Consider the following 25,819-nt stretch of genomic DNA (forward strand, 5'->3'; position numbering starts at 1 on the left):
AGTTGCGACTTCGGTGTGTCGACGGTGATTTTTGGTACCGCAGTACGGGAGTGACCAGGGTAGCCGGGTGGGGCAGTTTATCTGTCCGTGGACACAGGGGGCCCGACAGCAGTGGGCGGGCCCCACCTCGCGGTGTGGCCCGCCCACTGCTGTCGGGGCTGTCGGATCAGCCCAGGCGCTCCTTGAGCGCGGCGAACTCGGCGTGCACCTCGGCCGGGACCTTGGGGCCACAGAACTCGAGCCACTCCGTGATGAGCGGCAGTTCGCGGCGCCATTCCTCGGGGTCGACGGCCAGTGCGGCCTCGACGTCCTCGAGCGGGGTGTCCAGGCCGGTCATGTCGATGTCGGCCGCGCGGGCGGTGATGCCCGCCGCGGTCTTGTCGCCCTCGACGCGACCCTCGATGCGGTCGACGATCCACTTGAGCACGCGGCTGTTCTCGCCGAATCCGGGCCAGACGAACCGGCCGTCGTCGCCCTTGCGGAACCAGTTGACCAGGAAGATCTTGGGCATCTTGTCGCCGCCACGAGCGCCCATATCGACCCAGTGCTGGAAGTAGTCACCGACGTTGTAGCCGAGGAACGGCAGCATGGCCATCGGGTCGCGGCGCACGGCGCCGACCTGGCCCTCGGCGGCGGCGGTCTGTCCGGAGGACAGGGTCGCACCGATGTAGACGCCGTGGTTCCACGAGTAGGCCTCGCTCACCAGCGGGACGGTGTCGGCGCGGCGGCCGCCGAAGAGGATCGCCGAGATCGGCACGCCCTCGGGCGAGTTGAACTCGGGCGCGGCGACGGGGCACTGTTCGATCGGCACGCAGTAGCGCGAGTTGGGGTGCGCGGCGTTGCCGGCCTTGCCGTCGCCCTCCGGGGTCCACTCGTTGCCGAGCCAGTCGATGAGGTGGTCCGGGGTGCCCTCGAGGCCCTCCCACCACACATCGCCGTCGTCGGTCAGGGCGACGTTGGTGTAGATCGCGTTGCCCGGTTCCAGCGTCTTCATGGCGTTGGGGTTGGACGAGTAGTTGGTCCCCGGGGCCACGCCGAAGAAGCCGAACTCGGGGTTGACCGCGTACAGGCGGCCGTCGGCGCCGAAGCGCATCCACGCGATGTCGTCGCCCACCACCTCGGCCGTCCAGCCCCCGATCGTCGGCTGGATCATCGCGAGGTTGGTCTTGCCGCACGCCGAGGGGAACGCTCCGGCGATGTAATACGCCTTGTCCTCGGGCGAGGTGAGCTTGAGGATGAGCATGTGCTCGGCCATCCAGCCCTCGTCGTGGGCCATGGCGGAGGCGATGCGCAGGGCGAAGCACTTCTTGCCGAGCAGGGCGTTGCCGCCGTAGCCGGAGCCGAACGACCAGATCTCTCGGCTCTCCGGGAAGTGGGTGATGTACTTCTCCTCGTTGCACGGCCAGGCGACGTCCTCCTCGCCCTCGGCGAGCGGCGCACCCACGGTGTGCAGGCCCTTGACGTACGCGCCGTTCGAGCCGATCTTGTCCATCGCGGCCTGGCCCATGCGCGTCATGATCCGCATGGACACCACGACGTACGCGGAGTCGGTGAGCTCGATACCGAGCTTGGGGTCCTCGGCGTCCAGCGGGCCCATGCAGTAGGGCACGACATACATGGTGCGCCCGCGCATGCTGCCGCGGAACAGTTCGGTCATGTGGGCGCGCATCTCGGACGGGGCGCGCCAGTTGTTGGTCGGGCCGGCATCCTCTTCCTTCTCCGAGCAGATGAACGTCCGCGACTCGACGCGGGCGACGTCCTTCGGGTCGGACTGTGCGAGGAACGAGTTCGGCTTATTCGACTCGTTCAGCTTGACGAAGGTGCCCCCGTCCACGAGCAGGGAGGTGAGACGATTCCACTCTTCGTCGGAGCCGTCGGCAAAGACGACCCGGTCCGGCTGGGTCAGTTCGGCCACCTCGCTGATCCACGCGAGCATCTCCGCGTGATCTGTCGGTGCCTGCCCATCGAGGCCGGGAATGGTGGTGCTGGTCATCTCTGCTCCTCGCGCGTGGTGCATAGTCTCCTCGACACAGTATCCTCCTCGGTCGTGGCGCGAGTATCCCACTGCCGTGCAGGCGCCAAAATGTGAGGAATCCCTCAACTAGTCAGATCTGGCCATGGTCGATCCGCTCCCACCGCGCGGGCATGGGGGAGTCGCCGGGGGCGTCGGTGCGCGGCTCGTTGGTGAAGCCGCCGAACGGCAGGCCCTCGGTGGGATTGGCCAGACGCCACGAGTCGTAGGTGCCGTCGAACCGGACGGTGGAGACATGGTCCACGGTGCCGTCACCGTCCGCGTCCGTATAGACGGTCAGTCCCCGGTCGTCGCCGAGCGTGACCGCCTCCATGAACCCGTCGCCGTCCAGGTCGGCCTCCGGCGCGCCGAGATCGAGCACGTCCTCGCCGACGGGAACGTGCAACCCCAGCGACGAGGACTCGGCGAGCGGCGCCCCGTCGAGTCCGCAGACGTCCGGTGCCGGGCTGTGGTCGAAGGGGTCCGATCCGAAAAGGGGGTCGGTCATGGGGAGGGGCTCCCTGTGGGAACGGGCGGGGCCTGTGCCCCGCTGACGGGTGCGGTAACTGTAACCGCGGCCGGCGCCGCCGGGGTGTTCCCTCTCGACCGGAGTCGCCGGACCCGTCGTTCGAGGTCGGCGACGCGGGGCCCGGGGTCGTGGGCGAAGCCGTCGGTGATGATCGCCTCGGCCGCGAGGATCCTCGACCCCAGCGCCTGTTCGGCCTCGCCGCGCAGCGCCGCCAACCGGTCGCCCACCGCGGCCACGGAGTGGGTCCGCAGCGCCTGGGTACGCCGGACCCGGACTGTGGTCCACCCGAGCGCGAGACCGCACAGCAGGGCCAGCGGCACGACGGCCACCGCCAGTCCGGGTACCTCGGCCAACGGCGAGAGCAGCATGCGGCCGACGCCCGTGCCGCCGGCGGCGCCCATGAGCAGCATGAGCAGTTCTTCGCCCCGGTTACGCGGTGGAACAGACGGGGCGATGCCGCCGGTGGGGGAGGGGATGTGGGGTGCTGTCGGGGCGGTGGCGCCCAGATGTCGCACGACCAGGGCGTCGGCGCGGCGGTCGGCCCGCTCGACGGCTCCCGCGACCGCCGCGTCGGCGTCGGCCGCGATCCCGTCCACGATCCCGTCGATCCGCGTGCGGGGTGCCGCCGCCAGTTCGTCCCGTGCCCGCCCGCCGAGGTCACGCAGTGAGCGTTGTAGGTCCTGGAGGACCTCCATCCGGAGGGCCTGGACGTCCTGGCGCAGGGCCTGCGAGCGGGTGGTGATCGCCTCGGTGCGGCGAGCCAGGAGCCAGTCCACGACGGCGGTGGGATCAGTCGCGGTGATGGTGCCAGGGGTAGTGGCGCCAGGGATGGTGGAACCCGGGGTGGTGGAGCCAGACGGCGGGGTGCCCGGCCTGGTGCCGCGGGACCGCACCGACTCGACGAGGGTCGCCAGGAGAGCGGCCGGGGCCGCCGGCCTGCTGTCGTCCACCACGTGCACCCGGACGTCCACCCCGGCATCGGCGAGGCGGCGCGTGGTGACGTCGACCGTCGCCGAGAGTGCCGCGGACGTGCAGGTGTCGGCGCGTCCGGCCAGCGCGACCGCCAGCGGCAGGCGCGAGGCCACGCCGCGCGCGATCTCGACGTCGTCGGGGCGTACCGGGCAGACGGCGTCGACGACGAGGACCGCGGCGTCCGGCCGGTCGGCGGGGGTCGCGTCGACCATCACGCGGATGTCGCGGGTGCGGGTCCCCGGCGGGCCCGCAGGCACCCCGGTGGCTGCTGCCGCCTCCAGCGCCGCGGCGACCTCGGGGGCCGCGGAGTCGCGGGCGCCCAGGACCGCGATGGTCAGAGGCGGAACCGGCTGAACAGGCCGAGCCGGCTGAACTGGCGGAACCGGCTGAACCGGGTCCGCTGCGGCGGACAGTTCCGACGTCATCGGCGCATCCCGGTCCGGGCGCCAGGGTGAGGGCTGAGGTCGCGGTGGGGAGCAGGGTGTCGCTCGTGGTGCAGTGCGCACAACGCCGCTTCCGCGAGGTCGCCGACCTCCGCATCGACCGCCAGACGCTCCAACTCCGTTTCCAGGCGTGCGACCCGCAGTGACGGGAGCGCGTCCAGTGCGCGTTCCACGAACGAGATCACCTGGTCGACGGACCGGTGTTCGGGATCGCGAGGATCGACCGCCGCGAGATCGCGGGCCCAGGCCGGTCGCGCCACGGTGTCGTCGTCGTCCCCGACCCCCACCGCGACCACCATCAGGGGGTGACGCCGCGCGCGCCGGACCCACGACTCCTCGTGGCGGCACGGCGCGGTGCGCAGGCAGAGGATCTCGACGTCGGGGACCGGCCGCGGCGTGGCCCCCGGCGCGGCGATCTCGTCCACGTCGTCGACGGTGACCCGCCACCCGCGGCGAGTCCGCAGTGCCGTGGCCAGCGTGCGGCGACCGGAACCGAGTCCACCACGCACGCGGATGTCGACCGGGGCGTCGAACCTCGCGAGTGCCCCGGTGAGCGCGGGGGAGGCGGCGACCCGGTCACGGCGGTCGCCGACCTCCGGCGACGACCCGAGCAGGCGGCGGACGCGCGCGACGGGATCCGGCACGACCGTGTTGGTGGATGGGCCGGTGGACGGGTCGGTGGCCGGGTGGGTGGCGGCATCGGTGGACGGACCCGTGGCGGGGACGGGTTCGGTGTCGTGGATCACGGGCGGCACGGGCACATCGTCGCCCGTCAGGGACGTGTCCGACAAGACCTTCCCCCAGGCAGGAGCGGCTCACGGACCCCGATCCGGGCCCAGGGCCGGGCACCGTCGGTGGGCGCCCCGACGGCCGGGGATTCGTGACACGACCGCGCATTACGGGATGATGGCCAGGTGAACTCCAGCGAGAACCCCGTGTCGGAGCCCGACGTGACCGGTGAACCCGACGTGACCGGCGACGACGGCACGACCGCCGGCCGGGACGACGGCGCCACCCCGGACGACAGCTCCCGGCTGTTCCCCCGCGTCACCGCCTACCGGTTCCGGCGCGGCACCATGCGCCCCGGCCAGCAGCGCAACTGGGACGAGCACTGGCCGACCTACGGGCAGAACGTCTCGGACGAGACGGTCGACCCGGAGGCCCTGTTCGGCCGGAAGGCCCCGCTGGTGGTGGAGATCGGGTCCGGCACAGGCACGTCCACCGCGGCGATGGCGGCCGCGGAGCCCGAGCTCGACGTGATCGCCGTGGAGGTCTACCAGCCGGGCCTGGCCCAGCTCCTGGGTATGGTCCTGCGCGAGGAACTGAACAACGTCCGCATGATCCGTGGCGACGGCGTGGACGTGCTCACCAACATGATCGCCCCCGACAGTCTGACCGGCGTCCGCGTGTTCTTCCCGGACCCGTGGCCCAAGGCCCGCCACCACAAGCGGCGCCTGCTGCAGTCGGGCACCTTCGCCCTGATCTCCTCGCGACTCAAGCCGGGTGGCGTCCTCCACGTTGCCACCGACCACGTGGACTACGCCGAGTGGATCGGCCCTACCGGCGACGCCGAGCCCTCACTCGAGCGGCTTGACGCCACAACGGACCGCGGCCACGTACCGTTCAGTCTCGACAGACCCGTGACGAAGTTCGAGGGCAAGGGTTTGCAAGAGGAGCGCGTCATCAACGAGTTCCTCTGGCGGCGCCGGGGCTGATCGGGCACCCGAACGGTACCGACGACCCGCAGCGACGATCCGACCCCGAGAACACACGACGAACGAGGCGGAACCATGACCCCACCGAACGAGACCCAGAACCACGACGGTGACGTCGTGGGCGCGCCCGACGCCCCGGGCGTGGTGCTCCTGGTGTGGGACGCGCCGAACGTCGACATGGGCCTGGGATCGATCCTCGGTGGCCGGCCCACCGCCGCCTTCCGCCCCCGCTTCGACGCGCTGGGACGCTGGCTCCTCGGTTTCACCGCGGACCTGTCCGCGAGCACTCAGGACACGCTCGAGGCCGAGGCGACGGTCTTCACCAACATCGCCGCCGGCACCTCCGACAACGTCCGGCCGTGGGTCGAGGCGCTGCGGAACGTCGGTTTCGCGGTCTTCGCCAAGCCCAAGACCAGCGAGGACTCGGACGTCGACGAGGACATGCTCGAGCACATCGACCTGCGGGCCGAGTCCGGGCGCCTCGCCGGAGTGGTGGTGGCCTCCGCCGACGGTCAGGCGTTCCGCGAACCGCTCGAGGACCTCGCCGAGGACATCCCGGTCACGGTTATCGGCTTCCGCGAGCACGCCACGTGGGCCGTCCAGCACGACACGATCTCGTTCCTCGACCTCGAGGAGATCCCCGGCGTATTCCGCGAGCCGTTGCCGCGGATCAGCCTCGACAACCTGCCCGATGAAGGCGCCTGGCTGCAGCCGCTCCGGCCGCTCACCGCCTTGCTCACCTCGCGCTAGGAGCTCTGCCTTTCGTGTTCAACTCACTCGGGCGATTCGTCGCTCGCCGCCGCATCCTGGTCCTGGTCTGTTCAGTTCTGGTCATGGCGTTCCTGTCCGTCGCCGGCAGCGCGTTCGGCAACCCGTTCGGTCAGGGCGGGTTCGAGGACCCCGAGAGCGGCTGGGCCACGGCGGAGCAGCTAGAGCAGGAGGCCTACGGGCGTGACGCACTGGGCGACGTGGTGGTCAGCTACCACGCGCCCGAGGGCATGACGGTCGATGACCCGGCGTTCCAGGAAGTAGTCCGGGTCTCGCTGGACCTGATCCAGAACGAGCACCCGGACCAGGTCACCGGCGTGACCAGCTTCGCCTACAACCAGTCGCCGGCCCTGGTGAACCGCGACGCCGGGATCATCGTGGCCTCGATCCAGATCGCGGGTGAGAACGAGGAGATCCTCGAGAACTTCCGGGTGATCGAGGACCAGATCCCCGTCCCGGGCATCGAGACCGACATCGCCGGCCTGCAGCCGGTGGCCGGTGCGCTGCAGGACGGGATGGACGCCGACCTGGTGCGCGCCGAGCTCATCGCGCTCCCGCTGGTGTTCCTGCTGCTCATCGTGGTGTTCGGCGGCGTGGTGGCCGCGGCGCTGCCCGTCGCCGTGGGCGTGTTGACGATCCTCGGGTCGCTCGGTTCGCTGCACCTGCTCTCGCTCATCACCCCGGTCAACTCGTTCGCCCAGAACGTGGTGACGCTGATCGGACTGGGCCTGGCGATCGACTACGGACTGTTCGTCGTGAGTCGGTACCGCGAGGAGATGGCGGAGGGCTATCCGCCCGACGTGGCGGCCAGGCGGTCGGTGGCCACGGCCGGTCGCACGGTGGTGTTCTCCGCCGTCATGGTGGGCGTGACCCTGTCCGGACTGTTGATCTTCCCGCAGGCGTTCCTCAAGTCCGTGGCGTACGGCGCGATCGCCGCGGTGATCCTGGCGGCCGTCCTGTCGGTGACACTGCTGCCCGCCGTCCTGGTGCTTCTCGGCCACCGCGTCGACGCGCTGGGCGTCAAGCGCTTCCAGCGCCACCGGACGCGTGAGCAGGTCGAGAACGGACTGTTCGGCCGCATCGCCGACTTCTCAATGAAGCACCCGGTCGCCGTGACGGTCCCGATCGTCGTGGTCCTGGTCGCCTTGATCATCCCGTTCTCCGGGGTCAAGTTCGGCGGCATCAACGAGACCTATCTCCCGCCGAACAACACCACCCGAGTGGCGCAGGAGGAGTACGACCAGAACTTCCCGGGAACCCGCACCGACCCGGTCAAGCTGATCGTCCTGGGCTCCGACGGCAACAGCCTGTCGCAGATCCGCTCCGCCGCGAACGAGGCCCCGGGTCTCACGGGGCCTTTCCAGTTCGCCCGATCCGGTCAGACCGACGACCATGGCCGTGAGGTCGTGGTGCTCCAGACCGGTCTTCTCGACCGGAACTCGCCCGGCGAGACGGTCGACTACCTCCAGTCGTTCCCGATCCCGGCGGGGACCGAGGTGTACGTGGGCGGCAATCCCGCCATGGAGACGGATTCGGTCGCCGCGCTGGTCGACGGGCTCCCATGGTTCGTGCTCTACGTCCTGCTGGCCACGACGATCCTCATGTTCCTGGCGTTCGGGTCGTTGGTGCTCCCTATCAAGGCCGCACTCATGAACATGTTGGGGCTCGGAGCGACCCTCGGCATCCTCACGTGGATCTTCGTCGACGGCCACGGCGCGAGCATGCTCGGCTTCACCCCGGGTCCGCTCACCTCGCCGGTCGTGGTGCTGCTCATGGCGATCATCTACGGCCTGTCGACCGACTACGAGGTGTTCCTCATCTCGCGCATGGTCGAGGCCCGTGCGCGCGGGGCGAAGACCGCAGAGGCGATCCGCAGCGGTGTGGCCAACACGGGCCGCATCATCACGTCCGCCGCGTTGATCCTTATCGTGGTGACGGGCGCGTTCGCGTTCTCCGAGATCGTGATGATGAAGTACATCGCGTTCGGCATGATCGCGGCGCTGATCCTCGACGCGACGGTCATCCGCATGTTCCTCGTGCCGGCGGTCATGCAGCTGCTCGGCCCGGACTGCTGGTGGGCGCCGGCGTGGATGAGGCGCATCCAGGAGAGGATCGGCCTGGGCGAGGCGGAGCTCGAGGACGAGCCCGAGCTCCTCACGGCCGGAGGTGACGACAACCGTGGTCACGACCGCGGTGACGACAACCGTGACGACAACCGTGACGACAACCGTGACGACGACAACGAGTTCGCCCTCGTCGGTGCCGGCGCCGGTGCCGGTGCTGCCACCGGCGCCACGGCCGCTGCTCTGTCCTCCCGGGGCGGTTCGCCTGAGGGTGCCGGTCCCACGGCCTCCGTCACTCCCTGGGCCGAGGAGTCGGAGTCGGGCGCTGACGCCGACGCGTGGGCCGAGGACACCGAGACCGGCTACGAAACGGAGTCCGGCTACGAGGTGCAGGCCGATCGTGAGCCGGAGGCCAGGGCCTGGCCGGATGCCGATTCCCGGGAGGACGCCCGAGCTGAGGCAGGGGCTGATACTAGGACAGAGACCGGGGCCGAGTCCGGGGCTGACACTGAGGTCGACGTGGACAGCGAGGTCGACGTGGACAGCGAGGCCGGCGAGGCCAGCGAGGACACCAAGGACACCGAGGACGCCGAGGACGCCGGGTCGACGGGCGCGACAGCCGACGAGGCGCCCCTCGATCGGATCCCGGCGACCGAGCTGATCGCACGGCTCATGCGCGAGCGGGAGCAGAGGCGCAACGAGTGACCCCTGACTCGGTGCCCGGCGTTGGTTCCGGAGCGGAGTCCGGGATGTGGTTATGGTGACTGCATGACGGATGCACGAGGTGTCGAACTCCGGCGCCGTATCCGGACGGTCCTGGCCAATCCGTGGTTCAAGGCCATCGCGACCCTCACGGTCCTGGGCTTCATCCTCTTCTGGCTACGCGGCCAGATGCCGTTCTTCGCGAAAGGCTTCGAGGCCGTCGTCCGACCCCACTGGGGCTGGGTCGCGGCCGCCCTCGTCTTCTCCTACCTCTCCATGTCGAGCTACGGCTCGGTCCAGAAGCTGCTGCTGCAGTCCGCGGGCGTCCGGGTGGGCTACTGGTCCAGCGTCGGACTGGTCTTCTCGTCCAACGCCTTCTCCACCTGCATTCCCGGCGGGCAGGTGTTCGGCACCACGCTGACCTACCGGAAGACCCGCCAGTGGGGTGCCACCCGGGTGATCGCGTCCTGGCAGCTCGTCATCTCCGGCGTTCTCTCCACGGTCGGCATCGTGCTGCTGGCGTTGATCGGGTTCTTCCTCGTCGGTTCCGTCTCGAACCCCTTCCTGCTCGTGCTGTCGGCGATCGGACTCGTCGCGATCTTCGGTGCGGTCCAGTGGGCGGCCCGTAATCCGGACAAGATCGAGGGCGTCGCGCTCTCCTTCCTGGCGTGGATCAACGACCGGCGCGGAAAGCCCGCCGACCACGGCGCGGGCGGGGTGCAGCGCGTCGTCGAGCAGGCCGAGGCCGTCGAGTTGTCCAAGTCGCAGCTCACCAAGGCGTTCGCGTTCTCGCTCCTCAACTGGGTCGCCGACATCGGCTGCCTCTGGGCGGCGGCCAACGCGGTCGGCGCCGAGCACAGCATCGGCGGCCTGTGCATCGCGTACGTCACCGGAAAAATCGTGGCGACCGCCCCCATCACGCCGGGCGGTCTCGGGACGGTCGAGTTCGCGCTCATCACGACCCTGACCGCGGGTGGTCTCGGCGCCCACGAAGCGTTCGCGACGGTGTTCGTCTACCGCATCGTCAGCTTCGTCCTGGTCGCCCTCGCCGGGTGGGTGGTGTTCTTCCTCTTCTACCGCCATGTCGCCGATATCGACCCGGACGAGGAGTCGAAGGATGCGGACCCGGGCGAGTCGACGCCGTTGTCGTCGTCGTCCTCCCCGTCCTCGTCGTCGCTTCCCGCATCGGGGACGACTTCGGGGAACAACCGCGATCACACGGCCACCACGCCGTCTCCGGCTGTGGTGACCGGCGGCGACCCGGCACCGGTCACCACGGGGATGTGGCCCCTCAAGGGCACCCAGTGGCGCCCGACGGTGCCGCACTTCTCCGGCCCGATCCCGCGGCTCCGCCCGCGCGACGACCGGGCCGGCCACGCATCGGACACCCCGCCCCGGACCGATGGGGGCGACGACGACACGGAAGACGGGCGATAGACGACATGGGCGCACTGGGAATGTTCGTGCTGGACGCGGTACTGGTCGTGGTGTTCGCGCTGTTCGGACGCGGCGCGCACTCCGAGGGGCTCAGCGTCGCGCAGGTGTGGGGGACCGCCTGGCCGTTCCTCGTGGGCCTCGTGGTGGGTTGGCTGATCCTGCTGGTGACCCGACGCGCGCCTGGGACCGTCGCGTCGGGCGCGCTGCTGTGGGTGGTGACGCTCGTCGGCGGCATGGTGATCCGCGCGATCGACGGCGGACGCGTGCCGCACTGGAGTTTCATCGTGGTGGCCGCAACGGTGACGGCCCTGTTCCTCATCGGTTGGCGGGCGATCCGCGCCGCGGTAGTGCGCGGCCGGTCGCGCCGCTGATCGCTCGCTGACCGGTCGAGTCGGGGGCCGGTCAGGCCGGCGGTGCCGGCGGGGCAGGGGGCTCGACCGGTGCCGGCGGTGGAGGCTCGACTGGTGCTGGCGGTGGGGGCTCGACGGGCGGCGCGTCCGTGACCGGGTCTGGTGCCGGCTGGGTTGCCGCCACCGGTTCTGGAGCCGGTTCCGGCGCAGGTGCGGGTGCCGGCGCGGGGTCGGGAACGGGGGTGACCGGCCCTGACCAAGCGTCCAGGTCCGCTCGGGTACCGGCGAAGACGTTGAGGTCCACGTCGTCGGTGAAACCGGGAACCCGGCCGGTGTCGGCACGTTGCCAGAACGACCACTCGTCCCAGCCGCCGATCATGGGGGTCGTGGGCTGCGAGACGCCGTACTCGGCGAGCCACAGCGGGTGGTCGGCGAACCGGGTGGTGTTGGCCATCCGATCGATCCAGAAGCTCCGGTACGTGTAGATGATCGCCGTGCGCCCGGTGCGGTGCCTCAGTGTGTCGAGGAAGACCTGGGTCCACTCGGCGAGCTCGGCTGGTTCGAGGCCCTCGTCGTACTCGAGATCGAGTACGGGCGGCAGCTGGGGCCCGCCCACGGCCTGCAGACGGTCGGCGAACGCGTGTGCCTGCTGCGCCGGCTCCATCGCGGGACGTGCCATGTGATATCCGCCGGTCAGCATGCCTGCGGAGCGCGCGGCGTGGGTGTCCGCCTCGTAGTGGCGGTTGGCCGGTCCGGTGCCTTCGGTGGCCTTGATGAAGGCGAAAGACTTCCCCGAGGCACCGGCGTCGTGCCAGTTCACGTGCGCGCCGTGTGGGTGCTGCCAACTCGATGCGTCGACACCGAGAGCGAGTCCGTGGAACACAGGGTCGAGGGGCGCCGCGGCATGGGTGCGGGCAGTGGTGTCGCCGCCGATGGCGACGACGAAGCCGAGGGTCACCATCGCCGCGGACACGAACGCGAGGAGGCGGCACGGTATGGCGGGACGACAGGCGGGAGTGGCTCGGGCTGGCGGACCGGCTGGAGTCATGAGGGGAGTATGCGTGAGCATCACTAGTCACACAAGCAACTTGCGCAACTTTTCAGTATGTTGCTGTCGGAGGTTTCCGGGGCCGGCCAGCCGGTGTGATGTGCGAGATAGAAAGTCACGGATTCACAACAACCTGTAACACGACGCCTCACCAGTGCGATTGCCGACTTTTCGCGCCTACCCTTGTATGCGTACCAATCAGCAAGTCGGGAGTGCCCCTCATGACCGATGCAGTCGACCTCTCCACGCCGCGATTCCGTCAGAGCCTCGTCACCGAGATCGACGGGCCGGAGGATGACCCGTTCTTCGAGGTGCTCGTCGAGGAGACGGTGATCCTCGACGAGGACGGTGCGGGCCGTGGCGCGCCGGAACTGCGCCTGCGCACGGGGGTCGACGGGATCGTCCTGAACGACCGCGATCAGATCCTGCGACTCCAGGCCGTCATCAATCGCGCCGTCAACCAGTGGCGGGACTCCGCATCGCACCTGCCCTGACCCCGCTCGCGCCGCCTCCGGGTTTCCGGTGGAGCGAAACGGCGCGTGGGTCAGACGACCCGGATTCCCGCCTCGCCGATCAGTGCGAGCCCCACACCGAGGACCTGCTCGGAAGAGATGATCGCGCCCCTCAGGGCGGAGGCGCCACGGACGTCCTCGAGGGCCGCACCCCTGAGGTCCGCCGCGGCGAGGCGGGCCTTCTCGAAGACCGCGCCGCCCAGGTCTGCCCCGTCCGTCGACAGGTCCGACACCTGGGCGTCGAGGAGGTCGGCCTGGCGGCAGCGCGTTCCGGAGAGGCTGATCCGCTGGAGTCGGGACATGCGCAGGTTGATCATGTCGGCGTGGCAGTCCTCGAACGCCACGTCGGTCAACCGGGCGTCCGACAGGATGAGGCCGGTCAGGCGGCAGCCGACGAATCGGACCCGGGTCAGTGAGGCGCCGTCGGCGACGAGGCCGGACAGGTCGCAGTCCCGGAGTTCGACATCGGTCAGCCGCAGGCCGTCCGCACGGGCGCTGCTCAAGCGCAGTCCGTCCAATACTGACTCGCGGATCTCCATTCCGCTGAGTTGTGCCGGGCCGTCCAGGGGGTCCGGGGCGTCGTCTGTCGAGGCCAGCACGCCGTCCCACAGTCCGTCGTTCTCGAGCTCCGAGGTGGGCGAGTGGAGCTGCTCGTGTCGCGGAAGTCCCGGCGCGGCGGGTGAGCGCGGGGATTCTGATCGACGACGAAGCGGAGGGGCCACGGCGACCACTCTAGGTGTGACGGAGGGCTGTCTGGGAATCCGCCTGAGGCGGGAGTACTCTCGACACTCGAGATAGACAGATCGGTCTATACGCGACAGTAGATGAGGTCGACCCGATGAGCCTGCGTGAGGTATTCGCCTTCCCCGAGATCGTCAACGACTACGCCGCGCGGTGTACCGCAGCGTTGGTCGTGGGGCTCGCCGTGATCACCGTCCTCGTGCCGTCCCCGCTGCAGACCTGGCTCGCCGGCGCGCTCGTGCTGGGATTCGCGTTGCGGGTGGCCGGAGGTCCGCGGTACTCGCCGTTTGGACGGCTGTCGGTCCACGTCCTGGCGCCCCGGGTCAGCGCCGAGCCCAAGATGGTCGCCGGCGCTCCGAAGCGATTCGCGCAGACGATCGGGCTGGTCATGTCGTCGGTCGCCTTCGCGCTCGTCCTCGCGGGCCTGGCCACCGCGGGCGTCGTCGTCCTGGTGGTCCTCATCGTCGCCGCACTGGCCGAAGCGGCGTTGGGCTTCTGCCTCGGCTGCTGGATCTACGGGCAACTGCAGCGCGCGGGCGTCGTTTCCGAGGGCGCCTGCGTGGACTGCGCGGACATCTGGGCGCGGCCCGGGATGACCGCACGGAACTGACGGGCACCGCGCCTGACGAGCGTCGCGCCGGTGGCGGGTCGGCACTGTCCCGGCGGCCCGGTTCCGCCCGCTTCCGTACCCTGGTCGCATGACAGCGACCGTGAACCCCACCACCGACGCCCCGCGCCCTTCGGGCCTGGACCTCCGGTACGTCGATCCCACCGTCCGGTCCCAGGACGACCTCTACAAGCACGTCAACGGCACCTGGATCCGCGACCACGAGATCCCGGCCGACCGTCCCATCGACGGCGCGTTCCTCGCCCTGCGTGACCTGTCCGAGGAGCGGGTGCGCGACATCATCACCGACGCGCCCGTCGACTCGCGCATCGGCGCCTTCTACGCCTCCTTCATGGACACCGACGCGGTGGAGGCGGCCGGCCTCGGCGCCCTGGCCCCGGATCTCGCGGAGATCGACGCGGCGACCGACTCCGACTCGCTGGCGCTGGCGATGGCGCGCCTGGAGAAGTCGGGCGTCGGCGGCCTGATCGGCGCGTACGTCAACAACGACGCCAAGAACTCCAGCGAGTACATCCTCTATCTCGTGCAGTACGGCATCGGGCTCCCGGACGAGTCGTACTACCGGGAGGAGCAGTACGCCGGGATCCGCGAGGAGTACACCGCGCACGTGGCCCGGATGCTCGAGTTGGCCGGGCTCGCACCCGAGGGCGCGGCCGGCGAGGACTCGGCGCGGGCCCGCGCGGAGCGCATCGTCGCGCTGGAGACCCGCCTGGCCGCCGCGCACTGGGACGTGGTCGCGCGCCGCGACGCCGACAAGACCTACAACCCCGTCACCTGGGACGAGCTGCCCACCCTGGCGCCCGGCTTCCCGTGGCACGACTGGGCTCGAGAGCTCGGCGGTTCGGAGGAGACCTTCGGCCGTGTCGTCGCCATGCAGCCCGACTTCCTCACGGCGGCCGCCGAGCTGTGGTCGGGCGAGCCGGTGGAGGCCTGGGCCGAGTGGCTGCGCTGGCGGGTCGTCTCCTCCCGCGCGTCGTACCTGACCTCGGACCTGGTGGACGAGGACTTCCGGTTCTTCGGCACGGTCATGTCCGGCACGGAGGAGATCAAGGCGCGGTGGAAGCGCGGCGTCGCCGCGGTGGAGGGGGCGCTCGGCGAGGAGGTGGGCAAGGAGTACGTGGCCCGCCACTTCCCGCCCGGCCACAAGGCGCGCATGGAGGAGCTCGTCGCCAACCTCACCGCCGCCTACCGCTACTCCATCAACCGCCTGCCGTGGATGACGCCGGCCACGCAGACCCGTGCACTCGCCAAGCTCGAGGCGTTCGTGCCCAAGATCGGATATCCCGACCAGTGGCGTGACTACTCCTCGCTCGAGGTGCGGGCTGACGACCTACTGGGCAATGTCCGCCGGTCGGCCGCCTTCGAGCACGAGTACGAGCTGGGCAAGCTCGGCGGGCCGGTGGACCGCGGGGAGTGGCACATGACGCCGCAGACGGTCAACGCGTACTACAACCCGGTGATGAACGAGATCGTGTTCCCCGCCGCGATCCTGCAGCCCCCGTTCTTCGACGCGGAGGCCGACGATGCCGCGAACTACGGCGCGATCGGCGCCGTGATCGGCCACGAGATCGGCCACGGGTTCGACGACCAGGGGTCGAAGTACGACGGCGAGGGCAACCTGGTCGACTGGTGGACTGACGAGGACCGCTCCGCGTTCAGCACTCGCGTCGACGCGCTCATCGAGCAGTACCAGGGCCTCACCCCGGACGGGCTGGATCCGGAGATCGATCACGTCAACGGGGCCTTCACGGTAGGCGAGAACATCGGTGACCTGGGTGGCCTGACCATCGCGCTCCTGGCCTACCGCCTGGCGCAGGGCACGGATGGCGAGCCGGTCGAGGGGACCGACGTTGGGCCGGAGATCGACGGGCTCACCGGGATCCAGCGCCTCATCACCTCGTGGGCGATCGTGTGGCGCACCAAGACGCGCGCCGAGGAGGCCGCGCGTCGCCTGGCCGTCGACCCGCACTCCCCGCCGGAGTTCCGGGCTAACCAGGTAGTGCGCAATCTCGAGGACTTCCACGCCGCCTTCGGCGTCACCGAGGGTGACGGCATGTGGATGGCGCCTGAGGAGCGCGTCAGCATCTGGTGACGGTCAGGTGGTGACGGTCAGGTGGTGACCGTCGGGATGCGACGACGACGACGAACGCGGCGGCACCGAAAGTTCACAGCAGCATCAGGATCGATCCTGAGGCGGTGAACCCGGTGCCAGCCGCGTCCGACCGGCAGGTGACAGTCGAGTCGGACGACGAGCACGTGTACCCGCGGACCGAGATCATGCGCCCGGGCTCGAGCACGTTTCGGCCCTCGGACGTCGGCTGGCTGACGAAGATCCCCTGGTTGAAGCACGCGAGGCCACTCGCTCCGCCCGCCCCGAGCCAGACGGCGCCGTGGCCGGTCGGGTTGCCCGCACAGTCCGGCAGTTCCGGTGGCACGAAGTCGGACTGACACCCGGCCGAGTGGTTTCCGGCGGAGCCGTCGCCGAGGATCGCGCAGAACGCGCCGCCGTCGGGGCTGAGGAAGTAGTAGCCGTCGCCGACGCGGAAGTTCTCCGCGTCCACGGGGCCGGCACCATCTTGATCCCCACCACCATGACCCCCACCACCGTGGCCGGCGAGCGACTGCGCGTTCGCCGCGGTCTGGGCTCCGTCCGCGGAGGCCGCGCCCGACGAACCCTGGCCCGATGACCCCTCGCCAGACGAGGCCATGGCCGGCGAGGTCGTAGGCGCGGCGGAGGTCGCGGGGGCGGCGTCGGTGAGCGTGACCTCCGTCGTCGCGCCGCCCGCGTCGGTCCCGGGCGCGGGGGCCTCGGCACCGGAGCAACCGGCTGCCACCATCGCGATAGCGGCGAGCACCGAGGCGGGCGCGGTGAGTCGGGAGAACCGGATTGGCTGGGAGCGGCGAGATGGCCGGGTGGGTGCAGGCATGGGTGGCTCCTTGATCGTGGACAGCACGAGCGCGCATTCCCTCTGCTGTGACTATCGGCGGAAATGTGGCACCGGTTACACACGCCGGGTGTCGAGCGGCTGAGTGAAACCTGTTCTACTGCGAGCCGGATCCGGTTACTGTTCACCCGTGACTATTCGAGTGGTGGGCTGGTCGACGGGATTCCTCGGGCGGATGGCGGTCGACGGGATCGACGCGCGACCCGAGCTGGAGCTGGTCGGAGTGTTCGTCTCCGACTCGGCCAAGGTCGGCGAAGATGCCGGGCGGCTCGCCGGGATGGACCGTGACCTCGGGGTCACCGCGACCGACGACCGCGCCGCGCTGATCGCCCTGGCCCCGGACGTCGTGGTCTACACCGCCGAGACCGAGACGCGGTTCACCGACGCGATCGCCGACTTCACCGAATTCCTCCGGGCCGGCATCAACGTCGTGGCCTCAGGCCCTGTACTCCTCCAGTTCCCGCACGGGATCCTCCCCGAGGAGATGATCACGGCCCTGGCCGACGCCGGCCGCGAGGGCGGGGCGACGCTGCACGTCAACGGCATCGACCCCGGCTTCGCCAACGACGTCCTGCCCCTGGCCGTGACCAGCCTGTCCCGGCGGATCGACGTCCTCCGCGTGGGCGAGATCGCCGACTACTCCGTCTACCACCAGGCCGAGACCATGCGACGACTGTTCGGTTTCGGCCAGTCCATGGACTCGCTCCCGCCGCTGCTGCGGCCGGGGATGCTCGCCGCCGGTTGGGGATCGGTGGTCCGCCAGCTCGCCTCCGCTCTCGAGGTGACACTCGACGAGCCTCTCGTCGAGCGGCACGAGCGCCTGGCCGCCGACCGTGACCTGTCGCTGCTGGCGATGGAGATCCCCGCCGGGACGCAGGCCGCCATCCGGTTCGAGGTGGTGGGACAGGTCGACGGCGAGGACCGCATCATCCTGGAACACGTCACCCGCACAGCCGAGGACCAGGCCCCCGACTGGCCACGGTCCGACCGCGGCAGCGGGTGCTACATGGTGGACATCCAGGGCTCGCCGAATCTGCACGTCGAGATGAGCTACGACGACGACAGCGGGGACCACAACGTCGCGGGGATGCTCGTCACCGCGATGCGACTGGTCAACGTGATCGAGGAGGTCGTCGCGGCCGAGCCGGGAATCGTCTACGCGAAGGACCTTCCGATGATCACCGGCCGTGGTCTACTCGGCCGATGAGAACTCTGCGCGCCGCCTCCGAGCGAGCCACTGCCGCGGTACTCGGTGTGGTCGTCGTTGTCGTCGTTGTCGTCGTCGGCGTTGTTGCCGTCGTCTCCGGAACGGGGGCCGCCCACGCGGCCGAGCCGGGCACCGACCCGTCGACCCGCGCACCGCTGCCGGTCACCTACAACTTCCTCTCGGGCGCGGCGCTCGCGCTCGGCGAGCCCGGCGCCGCGCTTCCGGGTGCCAATGACTTCTCGTGCACACCCACGGCCGACAAGCCCCGCCCGGTCGTCCTGGTCCACGGCACGCTCGGCAGCGGCACGACCAACTGGGCCACCTACGGACCGCTGCTCCACAACGAGGGCTACTGCGTCTTCACCCTGACCTACGGCGCGACACCCGGCGCGGCGTGGCCGCTCAGTGAACTCGGCGGCGTCTCGGACATCCAGAACGTCTCTGTCCCCCAGGTCGCCCGGTTCGTCGACCGCGTGCTCGAGGCCACCGGCGCCGACCAGGTGGACCTCATCGGCCACTCCCAGGGCACTCTCGTCTCCGGCATGGTCGCCAAGGTCGCGCGGCCCGGACGCGTGCACACCGTCGCCTCCCTCGCCCCGCCGTGGCACGGCACCGGCGGCGCCCTGCTCGACCAGGTACTCACCGCCTCCTCTGGCGGCGACCGGGCCCGCATCGAGACGGCCGCCGGGGCCCTGACGCAGATGCTGCCCGGCTCGGTCCTGTTGGACACGCTGTGGGAGGGCGGCAGCCCGTACGCGGACGGGGTCACCTACCTCAACGTCGTGACCCGCTACGACGAGGCGGTCATCCCGTACACCTCCGGTCTGGTGCCCGGCCCCCTGGCCACCAACGTCGTGGTCCAGGACGGGTGCGAGCAGAACCTGTCCGAGCACGTGGCCGTGGCCGCCGACCCGCGGGCCGCCGACTTCGTCCTGAACGCGCTCGACCCAGAGAATCCGCGCGAGCCGCGGTGTGAGGCGATCGCGCCGGTCCACGGCCCGGTCGGCTCGTAGGGCTCGGCGCTCAGCCGAGCCGGAGGCCGCTCTCGAGGTCGAACGCGTGCACGTCGGCGTCCACGGCCCGGACGCGCAGCCGCTCGCCGATCGCGGTGTCGTGCGCCCGATCGAGCCGGATGCACAGGCGATCACCGGTCTCGGCGACGCCGTAGGCGAACGACTCCGCGCCGAGCTCCTCGACCAGGTCGACGGTGAGATCGAGGCCGGGCTCGGCGTCGCCCACCACCCGCAGCGCCTCCGGTCGTGCGCCGAGCAGGATGCGCTCGCGCCCCTCCATCGCGGCGGCCACCTCGACATCGGCGGTACCGATGCGCGCCAGGCCACCTGTGACCGGGACCTCCACGAGGTTCATGGCGGGCGTGCCGATGAACCCGGCGACGAACGCGTTGACGGGCCGGTCGTACAGCTCACGCGGCGCGGCGACCTGCTGCAGGACGCCGCCGTTGAGCACGGCCACGCGGGTGCCCATGGTCATGGCCTCGACCTGGTCGTGGGTGACGTAGACGGTGGTCACGCCGAGCCGTCGCTGCAGACCGGCGATCTCACCACGTGTAGAGACGCGGAGCTTGGCGTCGAGGTTGGACAGCGGCTCGTCCATGCAGAACACCTTGGGGCGCCGCACGATCGCGCGACCCATCGCGACGCGCTGCCGCTGGCCGCCGGAGAGCTGTGAGGGCTTGCGGTCGAGCAGGTCCTCCAGCTGCAGGATCCGTGCCGCCTCCTCGACCTGCCTGCGGGTGTCGGCCTTGTTGACGCCGGCGTTGCGCAGGGCGAATCCCATGTTCTGCGCGACGGTCATCGTGGGGTAGAGGGCGTAGTTCTGGAACACCATGGCCACGTCCCGGTCACGGGGTGCGACGCGGTTCATGTCCTTGTCGTCGATGAGGATGCGGCCGGAGTCCGTGGGTTCGAGCCCGGCGAGCATCCGCAGGCTGGTCGATTTCCCGCATCCCGAGGGCCCCACCAGGACGAGGAACTCGCCGTCGGCGATGTCGATGTCGAGCGAGTCGACGGCGGGCTTCGACGTGGCGTCGAAGCGCCGGGTGGCGCCTGCGAAACGAACGGTGGCCATGGTGGGTGGGACTCCTCGCGGATGGTGGTGGAGACGGCGGTCAGGGGTCGACGAACACTGCGGCGTCGTCGTCGACCCCCAGACCGTCTCGGGGCGGTGACTCGCGAGCGCGCTCGCGGGCCGGATCAGCCGAGCTTCGGCGAGATCTGCGTGTCGATGATCTGCTGCGTCTCGGACTGCAGCTGCTCCATGACCGCGGGGACCGGCTCACCGGCGAGGACCTTGTCCAGTCCGCCACCGATGCGGGCGCCGCCGCCGGGGACGAACACGCGGGCGTTGTCCTGCGGCCGCGTGAACTCGAGCTGCTCGATAGCGGTGACCGCCTGCGGGGTGGACTCGAGGTAGGACTTGATCTCCTGGGCCTCCTTGGCGCCCTTGCGCACGGGCATGTAGCCGGTGGCCTGGGCGAAGATGGCCGTGCCCTGGGTGGAGGTGATGGAGTTGATGAACTTGAGCGCGTTGATCTTGCGCTCCTCCGGGAGCTTGGCGGGGATCGCGAGGCCGGCGCCGCCGGTGGGGCAGGACTTGTTCTCCCGGGCTCCGGGGAGGAAGGCCGTGCCGAACTCGAACTGTGCGTTCTCGGTGGCGGTCTTGAGCGAGCCGGTCGAGGCCATGGCGCAGGCGGCCAGGCCCGAGGCGAACTCGGTGATGGAGTCCTTGGAGACCACGAGGAAGCCGTCGTCCTGGATCTTCTTCAGGCGCTCGACGCCGGCGATGGTCTCCGGGTCGGTGAAGGTGGCGTCCCACTCCTTGGAGAAGGCGCCGCCCTCGTTCCAGATCATGTTCTGCATGGTCCAGTCGAGGTAGTTGGCGCCGTCGTACATCGCGATGGCGTGCTTGCCGTCGCCGATCGCCTCCTGGAGAGCGGGGGCCCACTCCATGAACTCGTCCCAGCTCTCGGGACCGCGGTCCGGCAGTCCGGCCTGCTCCCAGACCTGCTTGTTGTAGTAGAACAGCGGCGTCGAGCGGGCGAAGGGGAGGCCGTAGGTCTGGCCTTCGAGGACGTAGTCGCCGACCAGGGCGTCGACGTACTCGCCGGTGTCCATCCCGGCCTTGTCGAACAGGTCGTCCAGGGGAGCGATCTGGTCGTTGAGGGCGAAGTTGAACCAGGTGACGTCGGAGACCACCACGACGTCGGGGATGTCGTTGCCGGTGAGGGCCGCGTTGAGCTTCTGGGCGACCTCCTCGTAGTTCTTGCCGCCGTCGACGAGGTTGACGGTGAGGTCCGGGTTCTCCTTCTCGAACGTCGAGATGAGCTCGGTCTCGGTGTCCTTGGAGTTTCCGGGGTGGTTGGACCAGAAGGTGATGGTGCCGGCGGCGCCCTCGGCCCCGCCCCCGCCGGAGGTATCGCCGGACGAGTCACCGCCGGAGCCGGCACAGCCGGCGACGGTGGCGGTGGCGGCGGTGGCTCCGAGGAGTCCGAGGAAGAGCCTGCGGTTCACGGGTTCCATGGCGGGTGGTGCCTTTCTCGAGGTGGGTACTGCTCTGGTGTGTACTGCTCTGACGGGTAGGGACGTGGTGGACGTGGGGACGGCAGTGGGCCAGCGGGCAGGTCAGCCCTTGACGGCTCCCGAGGTGAGGCCCTTGATCATGCGGCGCTGCAGCAACAGGAAGACGATGAGGATCGGCGTGATGGTGAGGATGGTGGCGGCCATGACCATCGGCCAGTCGATGTAGGCGTCGGTCGAGATGAGTCGCGCGAGCCCGACCTGCAGTGGGGCGACGGTCTCGTCGGAGGCGACGAGGAACGGCCACAGGTACTCGTTCCACTCGTTGACGGTGGTGATGAGCGCGAACGCCACGACGGTCGGCCAGCTCATCGGCAGCAGAACGCGGAACAGGAGCTTCATGTGACCGCAGCCGTCCATGCGCGCGGCCTCGACGATCTCGAACGGCAGCGTGAGGAAGTGGTTGCGCATGAGGAAGGTGCCGAACGCTACGCCCGCGAGCGGGAAGATGATGCCCTGGAAGGTGTTGATCCAGCCGAGCTGCGAGATGAGCGCGTAGTTCGAGATCACCGTGATCTGGTTGGGCACCATGAGCGCGGCCAACACGAGCATGAACACGATGCTGCGGCCGGGGAAGCGCAGGTAGACGAACGCGTACGCGCTGAGGATGCCCAGGACGAGCTTGCACGCGACCAGCACCGAGGTGATGACGAGTGAGTTCCGGAAGTACCGCAGGAACGGCACGTTCTCGACCACCCTGCCGTAGGGCTCCGTCGTCACCGGCTCGGGCCACCACTTGGGCGGCTGGACGTACACCATGTCCGGGGTCTTGAACGAGGTGATCAGCACCCAGAACAGCGGGAGGCCGATCACGAGCAGAACCAGGATCATCGCGGCGTAGCCGGCGATCTTCATCGGCAGGGACGAGCCCGAGAGCGGATTCATGTCACCTTCCTGTCCATGATCTTCACCTGGACGGCGGTGACGAGGAGGAGGACCAGGAACATGATGGTGGCGACGGTGGCACCGTAACCGGCCCGGAAGTTCTGGAACGTCTCCTGGTACACCTGGAACACCATCGTCGAGGTGCCGTTACCCTGCGGGCCGCCGCGGGTCATGACGTAGATGATGTCGAAGACCTGCAGCGAGTTGAGCAACACGGTGATCGACAGGAAGAACGTGGTGGGCCGCAGCAGCGGGAGGGTGACCTTGCGGAAGGTCGTCCACGCGCCGGCTCCGTCCATCTCCGCGGCCTCGTAGAGTTCCGCAGGCTTGGCCTGCAGGGCGGCGAGGTAGATGACGAAGCTGTAGCCGAGGTTCTTCCAGATGTAGGTCACCGTGACCATGACCATGGCCCACTCGGGGTCCTGGTAGAAGTTCGGCACCGGCAGGCCGACCATCGTCAGCAGTGCGGAGATCATGCCGAACCGGGGGTCGAAGATGAACTGGAACGCCACCCCGATCGCTGCTCCGGCGATCACGAAGGGTGCGAACACCGCGGAGCGGACGAGTCCACGACCGACGAGTTGCTGGTCAAGGAGCAGCGCCAGTGCGAGTCCGAGCACCATCGAGCCGATCACGGCGGACAGGGTGAAGATCAGCGTGTTCTGTACGACCACCCAGCTGTCCGGCCGGTTCCACCATTCGACGTAGTTGGACCAGCCGATGAACGTCGCGGTGGGGGAGGAGATGTTCCAGTCGAAGAAGCTCAGCCGGATGTTGTCGATGAGCGGTCGGTAGACGAACACTCCGAGCAGTGCGAGGTTGGGCAACACCAGTGCCAGGAACAGCAGTTGCTCCCGGAGCGTGCCCGGGAGCCGGCGGCGGCGCGTGGCGGGCACGGGTGGGGGCGGATCGGCGTCGGTCTGATTTCCGCCCGCCGGGGTCGCAGGTGTCGGCACGGAACGAAGTGTCACCTGAATGAGTTAACGGCAATTGTCCGGACGATGGACCGGAATCGTCACCCAGCCGACAAAGTCGATACAACTGTAGAAGTCGGGGGTCCTTGCCGGTCGCGAGGCTGGCACGCCGCGCTCGGAAGGGGCAGGCGTGGCCTAGTAGTTCCAGTCGCCCTGGCCGTCGAAGGCGCCGAAGTGTTTGCCGGGGCCGTTCACCACGATGAACGGGTCGCCGTTGCGCGTGTTGTCGTAGTACCACGCCGCGTCCTCGGGGCTGAGGTTGATGCAGCCGTGCGAGACGTTGCGCACGCCCTGGTCGGCGACCGACCACGGTGCGGAGTGGACGAAGATGCCATCGTAGCTGAGGCGGACCGCGTCGTTGACGATCGTGTTGTAGCCACCGTCTTCGATGCGCAGGCCGAACGTCTCGGAGTTCATGCGGACCTGCCGACCACGCTCGCCGGTGTAGTAGATGCCGTTGTAGGTCTCCCAGCCGGGCCGACCGGCGGAGGCACGCATGGTGCGGACCACCTGACCGTTACGGGTCGTGGTGAGGGTGTGGGTGGCGTTGTCGTACGTGGAGATGACCGCGTCGCTGGTCTGGAAGGACTGCTGCGTCTTCCCGCCCGCCCAGATGGTGACGGTCGAGTGCGCTGGCCAGAAGTGGAACGGGCGCCACCGGACCTCCGTGTCGGACACCCAGTAGAACTTGCCGGGCACGTGGGGTTCGGTCCGGATGCCGATCGTGGCCTCGGCCCGGGCGCGGTCGGTGATGGGGCGGTCGAAGAAGAACATGATCGGCTGTGCGATCCCCACCACGGCGTTCGGGAGCGGGAAGACGTGGACGTTCCCGTACTCGGGCACGGGGCGTTCGGGTCCGATCACCGGGTACGTGAGCACCGGCAGGCTGGGGACCCCGGGGACGGGGAGGGGCGCGTTCTCGAGCTGGGGCAGGCCCGGTGGGCTGATCGGCATCACCGACTGGGCGTTCGCGGCGGGGGTCGTCGAGACGATGAGCGCGACGGAGGCGAGTGCGGCGGCGACAGCCGTGGGTCGTCCCGACCGGGTCATGGGATCTCCTGTAATCGTGAAAGCTGAGTACAGGATAGGCAGAGCCTGAGCGTCAGAACCAGAGCAGCGCAATAACTTTGCACTTATTTTTCCAGCGGTGAGCTACCCTTACCGTGAAGGAATTCTCCTAGTCCCTGGTCGTGGGAGTCTGGGGTGGAATCAGTAGTTCCAGTCGCCCTGGCCGTCGAAGGCGCCGAAGTGTTTGCCGGGGCCGTTCACCACGATGAACGGGTCGCCGTTGCGCGTGTTGTCGTAGTACCACGCCGCGTCCTCGGGGCTGAGGTTGATGCAGCCGTGCGAGACGTTGCGCACGCCCTGGTCGGCGACCGACCACGGTGCGGAGTGGACGAAGATGCCGTCGTAGCTCAATCGCACCCCGTCCTGTACGACGGTGTCGTAGCCGCCGGCCGCACGGGACAGGCCCCAGGTGGAGGAGTCCATGTGGACCTCGCGCGCACGCCACCCGTTGTAGTAGGTGCCGTTGTAGGTCGGGTAGGTGTCGCGCCCGGCGGAGGCCTTCATTACGCGCACCACCTCGCCGTTACGGGTGACGGTGACCTCGTGGGTGGCGTCGTCGTAGGTGGAGACCACGGCGTCGCCGGTCCGGAAGGTGTGCTCCGCGCCGCCCGCCCACACGGTGACGGCGGTGCCGGCCGGCCAGAACTCGTGCGGTCGCCAGCGCAGTTCCGTGTCGGAGGTCCAGTAGTACTTGCCGCTGACCGCGGGTGCGGTGCGCACGCCCACGGTGGCCTCGGCGGCCGCGCGGTCCGTGACCGGACGGTCGAAGGTGATCATGACCGGCTGTGCCACTCCGACGATCTCGCCCCCGGTGGGATACACCGACGCGACTGCCGCGTCGATCGCGGGTCGGTGCGGCGCGGGGACGGGGATCGTGACCACCGGGGCGAGCCCCGGGATCGAGGGGAGTGCGAGCGGTGCGGTTTCCAGGCCGACCGCGCCCGCCGAGCCCGAGGAGCCGACGGTGCCGGCGAGTGACTGTGCGGAGGCGGCCGGGGAGAGTCCGACGACGACGAGGCCCGCCGCGGCGAGTGCCGTGGCAGTGGAACGAATTCGGCGGGACATCGGACTCCTTGTGCTCTCGTGCCGGGGATCTCGCGCTGACGGACTGGAGGCAGACACACTAATCACATCAGTCACACAGATAACTTCCGTAACAGTACCGTGCGGAGGCGGCGCATGTACACCGCCGCACTTTCGGGGTCGGAGGCAGTCCGGGGGCCGT

At 69.4% G+C, this 25,819-nt stretch carries 23 protein-coding genes; 10 read left to right on the forward strand and 13 right to left on the reverse strand.

The annotated features are described in order from the left end of the window. Positions 1-166: 166 nt before the first annotated feature. From OPF83_RS05155 to OPF83_RS05170, 4 genes are all read right to left on the reverse strand, one after another. Positions 167-1,993 (reverse strand): phosphoenolpyruvate carboxykinase (GTP), encoded by a 1,827-nt coding sequence (locus OPF83_RS05155; protein ID WP_264886143.1) that lies wholly within the window; start codon positions 1,991-1,993, stop codon positions 167-169. A 112-nt stretch (positions 1,994-2,105) separates the two neighbouring features. Next, complete coding sequence (locus OPF83_RS05160; protein WP_264886144.1) at positions 2,106-2,519, reverse strand: DUF6802 family protein; 414 nt, start codon at positions 2,517-2,519, stop codon at positions 2,106-2,108. Then, positions 2,516-3,937, reverse strand: a complete 1,422-nt coding sequence (locus OPF83_RS05165) for a hypothetical protein (RefSeq protein WP_264886145.1) — start codon at positions 3,935-3,937, stop codon at positions 2,516-2,518. Before OPF83_RS05165 ends, OPF83_RS05160 begins: the two co-directional genes overlap by 4 nt. Beyond that, a complete protein-coding gene (locus tag OPF83_RS05170; RefSeq protein ID WP_264886146.1) occupies positions 3,934-4,746 on the reverse strand; it encodes a hypothetical protein in 813 nt (270 codons plus the stop codon). The genes OPF83_RS05165 and OPF83_RS05170 overlap by 4 nt, the downstream gene beginning before the upstream one ends. A gap of 159 nt (positions 4,747-4,905) precedes the next feature. Here OPF83_RS05170 and trmB point away from each other — a divergent pair, with 159 nt between their 5' ends. From trmB to OPF83_RS05195, 5 genes are all read left to right on the forward strand, one after another. Further along, positions 4,906-5,670, forward strand: coding sequence for a tRNA (guanosine(46)-N7)-methyltransferase TrmB (gene trmB, locus OPF83_RS05175; protein WP_375546214.1), 765 nt, complete (start codon positions 4,906-4,908; stop codon positions 5,668-5,670). A gap of 75 nt (positions 5,671-5,745) precedes the next feature. Further along, positions 5,746-6,420 carry an NYN domain-containing protein gene (locus tag OPF83_RS05180; RefSeq protein ID WP_264886147.1) on the forward strand — a complete coding sequence of 225 codons (675 nt, stop codon included), beginning with the start codon at positions 5,746-5,748 and terminating at the stop codon, positions 6,418-6,420. Positions 6,421-6,434: 14 nt separating this feature from the next. Further along, on the forward strand, positions 6,435-9,206 hold the full coding sequence (locus OPF83_RS05185; protein ID WP_264886148.1) for an MMPL family transporter: 2,772 nt from the start codon (positions 6,435-6,437) through the stop codon (positions 9,204-9,206). Between the two features lie 63 nt (positions 9,207-9,269). Beyond that, on the forward strand, positions 9,270-10,640 hold the full coding sequence (locus tag OPF83_RS05190; RefSeq protein WP_264886149.1) for a YbhN family protein: 1,371 nt from the start codon (positions 9,270-9,272) through the stop codon (positions 10,638-10,640). A gap of 5 nt (positions 10,641-10,645) precedes the next feature. Then, positions 10,646-11,011 carry a DUF3054 domain-containing protein gene (locus OPF83_RS05195; RefSeq protein ID WP_264886150.1) on the forward strand — a complete coding sequence of 122 codons (366 nt, stop codon included), beginning with the start codon at positions 10,646-10,648 and terminating at the stop codon, positions 11,009-11,011. A gap of 31 nt (positions 11,012-11,042) precedes the next feature. On the opposite strand, the gene OPF83_RS05200 is transcribed toward OPF83_RS05195, so the two are convergent. Further along, a complete protein-coding gene (locus OPF83_RS05200; RefSeq protein WP_264886151.1) occupies positions 11,043-11,963 on the reverse strand; it encodes a glycoside hydrolase family 25 protein in 921 nt (306 codons plus the stop codon). 296 nt (positions 11,964-12,259) lie between these two features. Here OPF83_RS05200 and OPF83_RS05205 point away from each other — a divergent pair, with 296 nt between their 5' ends. Beyond that, entirely contained in the window at positions 12,260-12,532 is a 273-nt protein-coding gene (locus tag OPF83_RS05205) for a hypothetical protein (RefSeq protein ID WP_264886152.1), read from the forward strand. Positions 12,533-12,582: 50 nt separating this feature from the next. Here the strand turns inward: OPF83_RS05205 and OPF83_RS05210 are convergent, their stop codons facing one another. Continuing rightward, positions 12,583-13,272 carry a pentapeptide repeat-containing protein gene (locus tag OPF83_RS05210; protein ID WP_264886153.1) on the reverse strand — a complete coding sequence of 230 codons (690 nt, stop codon included), beginning with the start codon at positions 13,270-13,272 and terminating at the stop codon, positions 12,583-12,585. Positions 13,273-13,388: 116 nt separating this feature from the next. On the opposite strand from OPF83_RS05210, the gene OPF83_RS05215 reads away from it, so the two are divergent. Then, positions 13,389-13,901, forward strand: coding sequence for a DUF4395 domain-containing protein (locus OPF83_RS05215; RefSeq protein ID WP_264886154.1), 513 nt, complete (start codon positions 13,389-13,391; stop codon positions 13,899-13,901). 88 nt (positions 13,902-13,989) lie between these two features. Then, positions 13,990-16,011: a M13 family metallopeptidase gene (locus OPF83_RS05220; RefSeq protein ID WP_264886155.1), complete on the forward strand. Its 2,022-nt coding sequence runs from the start codon at positions 13,990-13,992 to the stop codon at positions 16,009-16,011. Positions 16,012-16,084: 73 nt separating this feature from the next. Here OPF83_RS05220 and OPF83_RS05225 read toward each other — a convergent pair whose 3' ends face one another. Continuing rightward, entirely contained in the window at positions 16,085-16,846 is a 762-nt protein-coding gene (locus tag OPF83_RS05225; RefSeq protein ID WP_264886156.1) for a hypothetical protein, read from the reverse strand. Between the two features lie 148 nt (positions 16,847-16,994). Here OPF83_RS05225 and OPF83_RS05230 point away from each other — a divergent pair, with 148 nt between their 5' ends. After that, on the forward strand, positions 16,995-18,071 hold the full coding sequence (locus OPF83_RS05230) for a diacylglycerol kinase (protein ID WP_264886157.1): 1,077 nt from the start codon (positions 16,995-16,997) through the stop codon (positions 18,069-18,071). Continuing rightward, complete coding sequence (locus tag OPF83_RS05235; protein WP_264886158.1) at positions 18,068-19,084, forward strand: triacylglycerol lipase; 1,017 nt, start codon at positions 18,068-18,070, stop codon at positions 19,082-19,084. Before OPF83_RS05230 ends, OPF83_RS05235 begins: the two co-directional genes overlap by 4 nt. Before the next feature lie 10 nt (positions 19,085-19,094). Here the strand turns inward: OPF83_RS05235 and OPF83_RS05240 are convergent, their stop codons facing one another. The 6 genes from OPF83_RS05240 to OPF83_RS05265 all read right to left on the reverse strand — a co-directional run bounded on the left by OPF83_RS05240 (position 19,095) and on the right by OPF83_RS05265 (position 25,659). Next, positions 19,095-20,159 (reverse strand): ABC transporter ATP-binding protein, encoded by a 1,065-nt coding sequence (locus tag OPF83_RS05240; RefSeq protein WP_264886159.1) that lies wholly within the window; start codon positions 20,157-20,159, stop codon positions 19,095-19,097. A gap of 125 nt (positions 20,160-20,284) precedes the next feature. Beyond that, the gene (locus tag OPF83_RS05245) at positions 20,285-21,610 is read right to left on the reverse strand and encodes an ABC transporter substrate-binding protein (RefSeq protein WP_264886160.1); all 1,326 of its coding nucleotides are present in this window, start codon (positions 21,608-21,610) and stop codon (positions 20,285-20,287) included. 102 nt (positions 21,611-21,712) lie between these two features. Continuing rightward, positions 21,713-22,552, reverse strand: coding sequence for a carbohydrate ABC transporter permease (locus tag OPF83_RS05250; RefSeq protein ID WP_264886161.1), 840 nt, complete (start codon positions 22,550-22,552; stop codon positions 21,713-21,715). Next, positions 22,549-23,448 carry a carbohydrate ABC transporter permease gene (locus tag OPF83_RS05255; RefSeq protein WP_264886224.1) on the reverse strand — a complete coding sequence of 300 codons (900 nt, stop codon included), beginning with the start codon at positions 23,446-23,448 and terminating at the stop codon, positions 22,549-22,551. The genes OPF83_RS05250 and OPF83_RS05255 overlap by 4 nt, the downstream gene beginning before the upstream one ends. 213 nt (positions 23,449-23,661) lie before the next feature. Then, complete coding sequence (locus OPF83_RS05260; protein ID WP_264886162.1) at positions 23,662-24,576, reverse strand: L,D-transpeptidase; 915 nt, start codon at positions 24,574-24,576, stop codon at positions 23,662-23,664. 159 nt (positions 24,577-24,735) lie between these two features. Next, positions 24,736-25,659: an Ig-like domain-containing protein gene (locus tag OPF83_RS05265; protein WP_264886164.1), complete on the reverse strand. Its 924-nt coding sequence runs from the start codon at positions 25,657-25,659 to the stop codon at positions 24,736-24,738. Positions 25,660-25,819 lie beyond the last annotated feature (160 nt).

The organism is Dietzia sp. NCCP-2495, assembly GCF_026011735.1.
In the GTDB taxonomy this organism is placed as follows: domain Bacteria; phylum Actinomycetota; class Actinomycetes; order Mycobacteriales; family Mycobacteriaceae; genus Dietzia.